The sequence below is a fragment of the Sulfitobacter sp. NFXS29 genome, assembly GCF_040148765.1.
Classification (GTDB): Bacteria; Pseudomonadota; Alphaproteobacteria; order Rhodobacterales; family Rhodobacteraceae; genus Sulfitobacter.
The window spans coordinates 86,470-98,681 of record NZ_JAGDED010000013.1; the positions used below are offsets into that span (position 1 = coordinate 86,470).

Consider the following 12,212-nt stretch of genomic DNA (forward strand, 5'->3'; position numbering starts at 1 on the left):
CCCGGAGCATACCGCCGATGTCCAACGCCGCCCCCCCGCTTTTTGCCGCACGAGAGCCGATCTTTCCCCGCCGGGTGAGCGGCTTTTTCCGACGGTTGAAGTGGGTGATCCTGATCCTCACGCTAGGGGTCTATTACGTCACCCCGTGGATCCGCTGGGACAGGGGGCCGAACCTGCCGGACCAAGCGGTTCTGGTCGATCTCGCCAACCGCCGTTTCCATTTCTTCTGGATCGAGATTTGGCCGCATGAGTTTTACTTTGTGGCCGGGCTGCTGATCATGGCGGGGCTGGGGTTGTTCTTGTTCACCTCCGCTCTGGGTCGGGTCTGGTGCGGCTATGCCTGCCCGCAAACCGTCTGGTCCGATCTCTTCATGACCGTCGAACGCTGGATTGAGGGCGACCGCAACGCCCGAATTCGTTTGCACAACGCGCCGTGGAGCCTGCGCAAGGCGCGGCTGCGGGGGGGCAAATGGCTGGTCTGGCTGCTGATCGCGTTGGCCACGGGCGGGGCTTGGGTCTTTTACTTTGCCGATGCGCCCAGTCTGGCGCGCGACCTCGTGACCCTGCAAGCCACCCCCGTGGCCTATGCCACCATTGCCGTGCTCACCGCCACGACTTTTATCTTTGGCGGCTTCATGCGTGAACAGGTCTGCATCTACATGTGCCCTTGGCCCCGGATCCAAGGTGCGATGATGGACCCCGGAACGCTGACCGTCGGTTACCGCAAATGGCGGGGGGAGCCGCGCGGCAAGGGCGGGGTGAAACGTCAGAAAGCGGCGGCAGAGGCGATCGGCAGCAGCAATGCGGTGGCGCGCTACGGCGCGGCGCTGGACAAAAACACCGCAGGCGACCGCCAATCGCGGGATGGAGAGGTCTTGGGCGATTGCATCGATTGCAACGCCTGTGTGGCGGTCTGCCCAATGGGGATCGACATCCGCGAAGGCCAGCAGATGGAATGTATCACCTGCGCGCTCTGCATCGACGCCTGCGACGATGTGATGGCCAAGATCGGCCGCCCGCGCGGGCTGATCGACTACCTCGCGCTGGATGATGAGCCGCCCACTGCGCCTAAGGCAAGCGCCGCCGTGGCGGGCCTTGCCGAAACACCGGCGGGGGATGTCGCCGGGGCCAACGCGCCTCCGTGGCAACCCAAGCCGCTTTGGCAGCACGTCTTCCGGCCTCGGACGCTCATCTACACCGCTGCTTGGGCCGCCATAGGCGTGGTGCTTGTCGTGGCCCTGTTCATCCGGCCAGAGATCGACATGACCATCGCGCCCGTGCGCAACCCGATCTTCGTCACCCTGTCGGACGGATCGATCCGCAACGCCTATGACATCCGTCTGCGCAACAAACATGGGGAGGCGCGGGCGTTCCGGCTGTCTCTCGCGGGGGACCATGGCTTGAACCTGAGCGTCGAAGGCGCGCTTGGTCCGGTGGTTACTGTCCCCGCCGACTCCACCCGCCTGCAACGGGTCTATGTGATCGCCCCGGCCCAAAGTAACGCCGCCGCCGCGCCGCGCAGCAATCTGCGGTTCTGGGTCGAAGATGCCCGCTCGGGCGAGCGGGCCTTTGGCGATACGATTTTCAATGGAAAGGATAGCCAATGACCGCAGCAGAGTTGCAAAGGCAACGCCCCCTCACAGGCTGGCATGTGCTGGCGATCTTCGTGGGCGGCTTTTCGATCATCATCGCGGTGAACCTCGCGCTTGCGTTCAACGCGGTGCGCACCTTTCCGGGCAAGGAAACCGAGTCGAGCTACATCGCCTCGCAGAATTTCGACACGGACCGCGCGGCGCAAGAGGCGTTGGGATGGATGGTTGAAACAAAGCTGACCGCCACCGCGCTGCGCTTGGCGGTGCAGGACGCTGGGAAGGCGGTGGTACGGCCCGAAATCATCGCGGCGACACTGGGCCGTGCGACCACTGTGGCGGATGACATGACGCCTGCCTTCGCGTGGGATGGCCATGCATGGGTGGCACCGGTCACCGCAGGCGCTGGCAATTGGAACCTACGGATCGAAATGCGCGCCACCGATGGCACACTCTTTCGCCGCCGCATTCCGTTGCGGGTGACACGATGACTATCGCCGCCTGTCCGGGCTGTGTCGCAGCCGCCCCCTCGGCCGAGGCCGCGGCGCAGCGGCTTGCGGAGAACGACGAGGCGCTTCACCTTGCCTTGCCACAGATCCGCTGCGCGGCCTGCATTGCGGGGGTCGAGGGGGTTTTGGCCAAACTGCCGTCGATCAAAACTGCGCGGGTGAACCTTGGGGCCAAACGGGTGCGGATCGTCTTGATGCCCGGCCATGACGCCAGCGCGGCACTTCAGGCGTTGAACGATGCGGGCTTCGAGGCACATGAATTGGATGCAACCGCCCTGCGCCCTGCGGGGGATGACACGGGCCGCCGACTGCTGGCCCGTGCTGCCGTCGCGGGCTTTGCCATGATGAACGTGATGGCGGTTTCCGTCGCGGTCTGGTCCGGGGCGGGCGATATCACGCGAGAGATGTTTCACTGGGTTTCCGCGGCCATCGCGCTGCCTGCCTTGGCCTTCTCCGCGGTGCCGTTCTTTGCCTCGGCAGGGGGCGCCCTAAGGGCCGGGCGGATGAACATGGACGTGCCGATTGCGCTGGCGATCCTGCTGGCGGCAGCGACTTCACTTTATGAGACTTTTGCCGCCACGGGGGCGCATACATGGTTCGACGCGGCGCTGTCGCTGACCTTTTTCCTGCTCGTGGGCCGCTATCTTGAGCACCGCGCAAGGGCGACGGCGCGCTCTGCCGCGGCGGAATTGACGGCGCTGGAACTGCCGCGCGCCACCCGGCTGACCGCTAAGGGCCGTGAGACGGTGGAGGTGAGCGCCTTAATGCCCGACGACCGGATCGCCCTTGCCGCCGGGACCCGCGCCCCGGTGGATGGGATCGCCCTAGGGGCCGCGATGGTGGACCGTTCCGCCCTGACCGGAGAGGCCGACCCCCTTGCCGTGGCGGCAGGCGGGGCGATCTGTGCGGGCGAGGTGATCCTCGGTGCGCCGCTGAACCTGCGCGTCACCCGCCGGGCCGAGGACAGCACCCTGCGCCGCCTTGCGGCCCTCGTCGAAGTGGCCGAAACGGGCAAGCACCGCTACAGCGGGATCGCGGACCGTGCAGCACGGCTTTACGCGCCGGTGGTGCATGGGCTGGCGGCGCTGGCCTTCGCCGTTTGGTGGGGGCTGACGGGGGACCTCTATCAAGCGAATGCGGTGGCCACGGCGACGCTGATCATCACCTGCCCCTGCGCCTTGGCACTGGCCATTCCGGCGGTGACGGCGGCGATGACGGGGCGTTTGTTCCGCGCGGGCGTGCTGCTAAAATCCCCCACGGCGCTGGAGCGTTTGGCCGAGATCGACACGGTTCTGTTCGACAAGACCGGCACCCTGACCGAAGGCGTGGCGCGTCTGCCCGCGCTTGATGCGGTAGCCGCTTCGGTGGCACTTGCCCTCGCGCAGGCGTCGGACCATCCGGCGTCACGCGCTTTGGCGGCGGCGCTGCAGGGTCATATACCTTCCGAGTTGCGTGAAGTGAGAGAGGTGCCGGGGCAGGGGGTCAACGCTCTGTGGAACGGCGCGCCGGTTTCCTTGCGCCGGGGGCAGGACGGGCCGGAGTTGCACCTGCCGGAGCGTTCCATCCCTCTGCCGCTGATTGAGACACCCCGCGCCGGTGCCGCAGAAGCGGTCAGCGCGCTGCAAGAGCGGGGGCTGGAGGTTGCCATGGTCACCGGCGATACGGCGCAGCGGGCGGCTATCTTGGCCCGAACATTGGGCATTGCAACGGTCCATGCCGCCGTCCGGCCAGAGGATAAGGCCGATCTGGTCCGCGATATGGCTGCGCAGGGCAGGCGGGTGCTGATGGTGGGCGACGGGCTGAATGACACGGCGGCGCTTGCCGGGGCGCATGCCTCTCTCGCGCCTGCCACGGCACTGGATGCGGCACGGGTCGCCTCGGACGGGGTGATGCTGGGCGGTGATCTTTCTGGTGTGGAGGATACGTTGCGTCTGGCGCGGCGGGCGCGCAGCCGCATACGGCAGAACTTGGCCTTGGCCGCGGCCTATAACGCGGTCGCGATCCCGGTGGCGGTCATGGGCTTTGCCACCCCGCTGATGGCGGCGGCGGTGATGTCGTCTTCCTCTATCCTCGTGGTTTTGAATGCGGTGCGCCGATGAATATCCTGATCGTTCTGATCCCCGTCTCCATCTGCCTTGGCGCGGCCGGGCTTGCGGCCTGCCTTTGGACGCTGCGCAATGGGCAATATGATGATCTGGAAGGCGACGCCGCGCGGATTCTGCTGGAGAATGGAGAGGCGCCGAGCGGGGAGGACCGGCAGAACCCTAGGCCGGACAAAACGACCTGATACGCGAAGCGCGGGTCGAAACCCGCGCTTTTGGGTCTGTGGAAGATTGCTTTTAGTCAGCGGCCTGAGAGGCCGCGATCAGCGCCTCCATATCCTTGATCAGGACCGTCTGAGAGGTTTCAAGCGCGATGATATCCCGTTTGCGCAGGCGGGTCAGGGTGCGGCTGACGGTTTCGATCGTCAGGCCCAGAAAATCGGCGATGTCGCCGCGTGTCATGGGCAGGGCGCAGGTGGTGTCATTGCCGACCGGCCGCCCGTTGCGCTCCGCCAGCGTGATCAGAAAGGACGCGAGTTTTTCCATCGCGGATTTGCGGGCCAGCATCATGAAGTGATCCTGCATCGCCGAGATCTCACGCAGGGCGGCGTTCAACAGCCGCTTATGCGTGTCGTTGTCTCCGCCGAAATCGTCGAGCGAATGGCGGGGGTGTGCGATCACCTCCGTCGCCTCGATCGCCTCGCAATCGCTGTGATGCAGCGCGCCGTTGGGAAAGCCGATGATATCGCCCGGCAGGCCGAAGGCGATGACCTGCCGCCGCCCGTTGCCCAGCACGCGGGTCAGACGAAAGACACCCGAGGTGATCTCATAGATATGATGGGCGATGTCGCCTTCGCGAAACAGATGCGTCCCGACCGCCTGCCGCTTGCGGGGCGTCTGCGCGGCGGGGGCGCGGGGGCAAAGCTGTATCTCTGGCACTTTGACTGCGGGAGTGAACTCATTTGATAGCGTCACGTACATGCGATCGTCCTTTCTGGGGCGCGGTCACATTCTCAGACGCATGTCGCAGCAAGACCTGCGGTGTTGTATCCGTTTGTAACGCTTTGTCGCAGGGGGGGCTGCTGCGGGTGGTGCTCGCTTGGGTTGCGGACTATACAAACGCAGCTTTTGTGGGTGATGGCCGTGACCGCGAAAAAAATCCTTGTTGTTGATGACGATACCAAGATCCGAACGCTTCTGAGGCGCTGCCTTGAAAGCGATGGCTACCTTGTGACCGAGGCGCATAACGCGCAAGGCGTGCGGGCGGCTTTTGCGGCGGAAGCCTTTGATCTGGTGACATTGGATCTCAACCTCGGCGCGGAAGACGGGCTGGACATCGCGCGTGAGCTTCAGCGCGACCAAGACGTGCCGATCTTCATGGTGACGGGTAAAGACGATGTGATCGACCGGGTTGTCGGGCTGGAACTGGGGGCGGACGACTATCTGACCAAGCCGTTCCATGTGCGAGAAGTGTTGGCCCGTGTGAAATCGGTTTTGCGGCGCAGTGGCAAACGCGAGGCGGAAGTGCCTGTTCCGCAAGCCCATGACCTATGGCTTGCGCTCGATGGGCTAAAGATCAACCTCGACCGGATGCTGCTGCTGGGCCGTGACGGGCAGGAGGGGGAACTGACCACGGCTGATTTCAAACTCTTGGCCGCCTTTCTGACCCACGCGAAGAAACCGCTGTCGCGCGACCGGCTGATGGACCTGATCGACGGGCAGAACTGGGCGCCTTTGGACCGGACAATCGACAACCAAGTGGCGCGGCTGCGCAAAAAGGTCGAGCGTGATCCGACCCGCCCGCAGTTGATCAAGACGGTACGCGGTGTCGGCTATGTGCTGACCGAAAGCCCCGGCGAGAGCGCGGATTAATCTTGCAGCAAGCTGCGGAATGCCTCGGCCAAATCCGCCTGTCTGTAGGGCTTGCGCAGGATGGCGAAGGCATGGGTCTCCTCCTCTCCGCGCAGGACGTTTTCGGAAAAGCCTGAGGTGATCAATATCCGCAGGTGGGGCATGTCTTGCGCGACCCGTTTGGCCAAGGCATGGCCCGAAAGTTCGCCGGGCATCACCAGATCGGTAAAGACCACATCGATGTCGTCGCGCCGTTGCAGGATATCCCAAGCGGCATCGCCAGTCGTTGCCGTAACGCAGTCGAACCCCAGCGTTCTCAGCCGGGTTTCGGACAGACGCAGCACCATCGGGTCATCCTCAACCAGCAGCACGCGCAGGCCGGTGCCGATGCCGGCGTGCCGCGCGGGGTCCTCACTCAATACGGGGCGCGCTCGTGCGCTGTCTTTAAGCGCGGGGAAATAGAGGCTGATCGTCGTGCCCTTGCCCAATTCGCTGTAAATCGCGATATGCCCGCCGGATTGTTTGATGAAGCCGTAAACCATCGACAGGCCCAGCCCCGTGCCCTGACCAACCGGCTTGGTCGAAAAGAACGGCTCCATCGCGCGGGTGCGGGTTTCGGGGGCCATGCCTGCGCCCGTATCGGCGATCGACAGGCGGATGTAGTTGCCCATGTCGATGCCGATCTCTTGTGCGACATAGGTGTCATCCAGCTGCATGTTGCGGGTTTCCAAAGTAATTTTCCCGCCCGAGGGCATGGCATCCTGGGCATTGAGCGCGATGTTCAAGACGGCGGTCTGAAGTTGGGTGGCGTCCACCTTGGCCTGCCAGAGATCCTCGGCAAAGGCCGTTTCGACCGCGATATGGGCGTGGATGGTACGCCTGAGCATTGCCACTGCCTTGGAGACTTCGGCGTTGAGGTCGATCACCGCCGCGTTCAGCGTGCTTTTGCGGGCAAAGACCATCAGACGGGAGGTCAGGTCTGCTCCGATCTCTGCAGCTTCCAGCGCGTCGGAAATCAGCGCGCCGCTTTTGGCAGAGGTTTCCGACATTTCTAGCAGTTCCAGATTGCCAATCACCACCGTCAGCAGGTTGTTGAAATCATGCGCGATGCCGCCGGTCATCTGGCCAATGGCATCCATCCGTTGCGAGCGGGCGGTGGCCTCTTCGGCGGCCTTTCTACGCGACAGATCGTGCATGATGCCGACAAAGGCGACCTCGCCAGAGATATCCGCGCGGCCCACGGACAGGTGCAGCGGGAAAACGCTGCCATCCGCGCGCAGCCCTTCGACATCGCGGCCCACGCCGATGATGCGTTTCTCTCCGGTATCAAGGTGGTGACGCAGGAAGCCATCGTGTTGAACGGCCATGTCCCCCGGCATCAGCATGCGCACGTTTCGCCCCACCAACGCCTCGACCGAATGGCCAAAGAGCACCGCCGCGGCCTTGTTCACCCGCAGGATATTGCCCGCGTGATCAGCCACCACCATGGCGTCAACGGCGGCATCCAGAAGGGCCAGCAGAACGGGGCTTTCATCGTTGATCTTCATGCGCGGGGTCCGTTTGTGGGGATGCGGGGCAGGGCATGCGATAGCGCGGCTAAGGGCTTGGGCGCAATGGAAGGGGCGGTCAGGGCCGCGGCGGGTGCCTGCCCCCAGATCTCCATTACACTACCACTGGATCGCTTCCAAATAATCGAGCAGATTGGCAAAATCGGTTTCCAGCACCTCCCCATCCGCGCCGCCATTGGGGTAAACATGGCGCAGCCCAACGGCGGAAAAGTCGGGCATCGGGGAGGCAGGATCGTCTTTTGCAAGCTGGCCCATGACAAAGCGGCTGACAAATTCGCGCGGGAAATACCCGTCATTGCGCTGTTTTAGCCCTGCCAAGTCAGGCGGCACGACATCAAGCTGCAGCGACATTGGGCCAGCCCCTTCGCCCCGCGCACCGTGGCAGGCGGCGCATTCCTTTGCATAGACCCGCTGCCCTTCGCGGACCCGGTCGGCATCTTCGGAAGACCCGTCTGCACAGGCAGCGAGAAGGGCGCAGGACAGCCCGACAAAGGCGGTTAGACAAGGGCGCATGTGCAGTAGGTCCTTTGTATCAGGGGCATTAGTGCGACAGAAGCACAGGAAAGGCGCTTTGTTCAATCAGACTGCGGGTCGTGCCGCCAAAAACCTTTTCGCGCAGGCGGGAGTGGTCATAGGCCCCCATGACGATCAGCTCGGCGCCGATTTCCTTGGCGCGCTTCACGATCGCGGTGGCAATGTCCTCTCCGCCGCTTGCATATTGCTGCACCGCAACGTGGCACCCTTGGTGGGTCAACCATGCCGCGACATCTGTGCCGGGGTTTTCCCCGTCATAGGCAGAGATTGAGACCGGATCGAAGAGTGCCACGGTCACCTCCCGCGCGGTCCGCAGGCTTGGCAAAGCCGCCCGGATCGCCCGCGTGGCGGGGAGGCCCGCTTTCCATGCCACAAAGACCGATTGCGGGGCCAGAGCCGTCCGGGGGCTCGAAATGTTCAGCAAGACGGGGGCAGCGGAATCGAACAGCGCGGCATGGACGATGTCTTCGAACAAGCGCGCGTCTTTGCGCAGGTCCGTCCCGATGATTACCGCATCGCAGGTCAGCCCCGCCCGCGCGACGGTGTTTCGCAGGGCCGTGGCTTCACCGCAGACCGCGCGGACATCTGCGCTGGCACCTTGGTCGGTCAGATATTGGGAGAGTTCCTTGCGCTGCTGTTCGACCGCGGCGCGGGCCTCATCCACATCCGATTGCCAGCCAGCGGGAAGGGAATAGGTGCTGAGCTCTCCCACGCCCATGGAATAGACCGGCACCGGAGCGGTTTCGCTGAGCAAAAGAACGATCAGATGGGCGCCATGTGTCTGCGCCTCGCGCGCGAGGCTCTCTAGCTGGTTGGGCCGGGCGTTGATCCCAAGAACGACTGTCAGTGTGGTATTTTGCATAGCGGCGCTCCTCATGTGACCAAGGCCAGTATGGGGCGGCGCCGGGGAGGCTGCATTGATCTGGATCAATTGGAGGTGTGGGGGTCACCTGGGGGCGGAGGTGCTGTGAATGGGCATGCGCGGGGCTAGAACAGCGCCAGCGCCTGCCGAGGTTGAGCGATATTTAGCATATCGTCATCCATTATCGATCTGGGAAAAAGTCACTACTCTTAGGGCGGTAGTGGCGGAGAGACAGGGATTCGAACCCTGGGAACCCGTGAAGGCTCAACGGTTTTCGAGACCGTTTTTGAGCTATGTTGGCACGCTAAGCGTCATATTTTATTGGGCTTCCGAAGGCCTCAATGCGCGTCCTTGGCATCCTCGGCGGAGCAGGGCGGCATAGTTAGACGGCATAGTGCCAGTGCTCTCCCATCGCGACTTGATGGCGCGGAGGCGGGATGATATTATTAATGGTTGGTTCTTCTTTTCTGTCGCGACGCAGTCGGCCCATAGTGGACTTTGTTGCAAGTGGTGTCCAAGGGCTGCCCTTAGTTCAAAATGGTTCCAGCTGATCAACAAATGTGTTACCTGGCAGCCTTAGCCGCAAAAAAAATTTAACTCAGCCATCGTATGCATAACCGACATCTGCATCAGCCACTGCGAGATATAGCATAAGGCTGGAGATTGAACTGCTTCTGCTGATTGAGAGCAAACATGTAGTTGAAATGAGAAGCTAAACAGCTACAAGCATTGGAAACTAAGTTGATACCAAAGGAGCTCCGTAATGACAGGCGACAGCATGAAATGGGATGAGCTCCTAAGCGATAACCGCTTTTCAAACGTCTTCACTCGCCCCAAACCAACTGAAAGACCAAGCTCAGAACACCTTTCGTTCTTGAAAGGTCAGTTCCGCACCGCTCAAGAAAGAGATCATGATCGGGTTTTATTTGCGACACCCTTTCGTCGTTTGGGAGACAAGACGCAGGTTTTCCCACTTGAAAGTAATGAGAGCATTCGGACTCGGTTAACACACTCAATCGAGGTTGCGAATCTTGCCAGGTCTATCGGGTTGGAGGTTGCCGAAACGTTTAAAGATCGGCTACCAGAGTTTGCGGACCGTTCCGTCCCAGCCATATTGGCCTGCGTCGGACTTGCTCATGACATTGGAAACCCCCCGTTCGGCCATCAAGGTGAGTATGCAATTCGCGCTTGGTTTGAGCGAAACAAAAAGGCGTTATTTGAGGTTCCAGAACGTGACTGTGTCGCAGGCAAAGTTGCAGCAGGTATGCGCAAGGACTTAGCCTCATTAACCGAACAGCATAAAAATGACTTTCTGGAATTCGAAGGGAATGCGCAGACATTGCGCGTTCTTACGAAACTGCAAGTTATGGCTGATGATTTGGGTCTAAACCTCACCTTAGGTACTTTGGCGTCTGTAATGAAATACGTGGCACCATCGGACGGCTTAGACGAAAACAAGCAAGCGCTGAAGAAAGTAGGTTATTTCGCTTCCGAGAAGTCTTTGGTTGAAAAAATTCGTGCCGAGGTTGGGCTAAGTGGGACCGCACGGCATCCAATCGCGCTCATTATGGAAGCATGCGATGATATTGCTTATTCCGTAATGGATGCCGAAGATGCGATCAAGAAAGGCTTCGTTTCCTTAAATGATTTGCTTGCGACCCTATCGCACCAGCCAAGGGACAAGGATGGCAAGATTCCAGAGCAAGATCCGGTGATCGGCTATATCTGTGAGGTTACAGATTTTGAGTTACATGAACTTCGTGGACAAGAGAAACTCCACCCGAGTGAGCTCCAAGATGTTGCGACACAAAAGTTCAGAGTGCATGCAATCCATTTGATGGTTTCCGCCGTGGTTGAAGCTTTTGGTGAGAACTATAAAGCGATCATGGACGGCTCTTTTTCAGGGGAGTTGATAAAAGTTTCAAAAGCTGGGAAGCTTTGCTCTGCGTTGAAGAAATTTGATCGGGAGAACGCTTTTAGTCACAAGGAAGTACTGGAAATCGAGCTGAATGGTTACAATACTCTTAATCGTCTGATGGATTACTTATGGATTGGGATCAGTGATCGCAAAAGTTATGATGATCCGAGCAGCAAAAGACGCTCGCCGTTCTCTGCATACGTTTACAGCCGTATATCCAAGAACTACAAACGAATTTTTGAAAATGCCATTACCGAATATCACGGCGATCAGTCGCTACCAATAAGATACAAAGAGATGCAACTACTGACTGACATGGTGTCAGGTATGACGGATCAATTCTGCATAGACCTTTATAATGATCTGGATTGCCATTATCGGGAGATGAAACCAGTTTCATGACTGAGCAGCTTGAAAATAAAGTGAAGTATTTCTTTAGGTCGCCTTATCGCGGCCGCGAAGATGTCAGATCTTCACTTCGTAACCTGCGCCGATTTGGTCGTTTGGCGCTTGTGGGTGGAATGCTCCGAGATATAAGCCTTTTTGGAAATGCTGGCTTCAAGTCTGACTTGGACTTTGTGATAGTGCCTTACGATCTTGAAGCGTTCGAGAAACATATGGCAACTACAGGTGCTACAATAAATAGATTTGGTGGGTACGGACTTTCATCCCATCGTTGGCAAATTGATGTGTGGCCTCTCCAAAAGAGCTGGGCGCATGTTCACGGCCATGTCAAATTGAGCACCATCAACGATTTGAGGCGTGCGACATTTTTCAACTGCGATGCAATTATTTATGACATCGAGAGCAGTCGTATTCGAGCTTCGAAAAATTATTTCGATGAATTGAAAGGGAAAATTTTAGAAATCAACTTGGAGCCAAACCCAAATCCCTGCGGTAGTTCGGTGAGAGCATTCAGATATGCTCTCCTGAAGGGATTTAGTTGGGGTCCAAAGCTCTCACGCTACGTCGCGGAAACTATAGATACAGTTGGTTGGGATTCGCTGGTAAAAGGCGAAGTGCGCTCGTTCGGCACGCGGTACTTAGATACTTTGGACCGTACGCAATTCGATCAGGATCTTCTGAAATTCGTTGATAACGGAAGTGTCGGCCTTTTCGATCCAGCAGCGTACGAAAAGAACAAACAGCCAAGGCTGCCTTATATATATTAGAAGCCTCTAATTTCCCCTTTCCTTATAGTATCTGAAGGTCAGTGTTGATTGTCACTGAGAACTGACCCGGTAGCCCCATAAATTGTCACTGAGAATTGACCCATGTGAACACACTTCCCCGACGGTTTTGGTTGGGGGGATTTGGAGTGATCGACATGGGATTTTTG

11 protein-coding genes are annotated in these 12,212 nt (G+C 59.6%); 7 read left to right on the forward strand and 4 right to left on the reverse strand.

Features of this window, described 5'->3' with window-relative positions; translation table 11 throughout:
- Positions 1-17 precede the first annotated feature (17 nt).
- The 4 genes from ccoG to ccoS are packed head-to-tail and all read left to right on the forward strand — an operon-like array spanning position 18 to position 4,385.
- A complete protein-coding gene (gene ccoG, locus J3456_RS17540; protein ID WP_349581500.1) occupies positions 18-1,607 on the forward strand; it encodes a cytochrome c oxidase accessory protein CcoG in 1,590 nt (529 codons plus the stop codon).
- The gene (locus tag J3456_RS17545) at positions 1,604-2,080 is read left to right on the forward strand and encodes a FixH family protein (protein ID WP_349581502.1); all 477 of its coding nucleotides are present in this window, start codon (positions 1,604-1,606) and stop codon (positions 2,078-2,080) included. Before ccoG ends, J3456_RS17545 begins: the two co-directional genes overlap by 4 nt.
- Entirely contained in the window at positions 2,077-4,197 is a 2,121-nt protein-coding gene (locus J3456_RS17550; protein WP_349581503.1) for a heavy metal translocating P-type ATPase, read from the forward strand. Before J3456_RS17545 ends, J3456_RS17550 begins: the two co-directional genes overlap by 4 nt.
- Positions 4,194-4,385, forward strand: coding sequence for a cbb3-type cytochrome oxidase assembly protein CcoS (gene ccoS / locus J3456_RS17555; RefSeq protein WP_349581504.1), 192 nt, complete (start codon positions 4,194-4,196; stop codon positions 4,383-4,385). Before J3456_RS17550 ends, ccoS begins: the two co-directional genes overlap by 4 nt.
- 52 nt (positions 4,386-4,437) lie before the next feature.
- Here ccoS and J3456_RS17560 read toward each other — a convergent pair whose 3' ends face one another.
- Positions 4,438-5,121, reverse strand: a complete 684-nt coding sequence (locus J3456_RS17560) for a helix-turn-helix domain-containing protein (RefSeq protein WP_349581505.1) — start codon at positions 5,119-5,121, stop codon at positions 4,438-4,440.
- 156 nt (positions 5,122-5,277) lie between these two features.
- On the opposite strand from J3456_RS17560, the gene J3456_RS17565 reads away from it, so the two are divergent.
- Positions 5,278-6,012 carry a response regulator gene (locus J3456_RS17565; protein WP_349581506.1) on the forward strand — a complete coding sequence of 245 codons (735 nt, stop codon included), beginning with the start codon at positions 5,278-5,280 and terminating at the stop codon, positions 6,010-6,012.
- Here the strand turns inward: J3456_RS17565 and J3456_RS17570 are convergent.
- The 3 genes from J3456_RS17570 to J3456_RS17580 all read right to left on the reverse strand — a co-directional run bounded on the left by J3456_RS17570 (position 6,009) and on the right by J3456_RS17580 (position 8,955).
- Complete coding sequence (locus J3456_RS17570; RefSeq protein WP_349581507.1) at positions 6,009-7,538, reverse strand: PAS domain S-box protein; 1,530 nt, start codon at positions 7,536-7,538, stop codon at positions 6,009-6,011. The two genes, J3456_RS17565 and J3456_RS17570, sit on opposite strands and share 4 nt — an antisense overlap.
- A gap of 120 nt (positions 7,539-7,658) precedes the next feature.
- Complete coding sequence (locus J3456_RS17575; protein ID WP_349581508.1) at positions 7,659-8,072, reverse strand: c-type cytochrome; 414 nt, start codon at positions 8,070-8,072, stop codon at positions 7,659-7,661.
- A gap of 28 nt (positions 8,073-8,100) precedes the next feature.
- Positions 8,101-8,955 (reverse strand): universal stress protein, encoded by an 855-nt coding sequence (locus tag J3456_RS17580; RefSeq protein WP_349581509.1) that lies wholly within the window; start codon positions 8,953-8,955, stop codon positions 8,101-8,103.
- Between the two features lie 763 nt (positions 8,956-9,718).
- Between J3456_RS17580 and dgt the strand changes: the two genes are divergently transcribed.
- Positions 9,719-11,275, forward strand: a complete 1,557-nt coding sequence (gene dgt / locus J3456_RS17585; protein ID WP_349581510.1) for a dGTP triphosphohydrolase — start codon at positions 9,719-9,721, stop codon at positions 11,273-11,275.
- Positions 11,272-12,045, forward strand: a complete 774-nt coding sequence (locus J3456_RS17590) for a hypothetical protein (protein WP_349581511.1) — start codon at positions 11,272-11,274, stop codon at positions 12,043-12,045. The genes dgt and J3456_RS17590 overlap by 4 nt, the downstream gene beginning before the upstream one ends.
- The last annotated feature ends 167 nt before the right edge of the window (positions 12,046-12,212 follow it).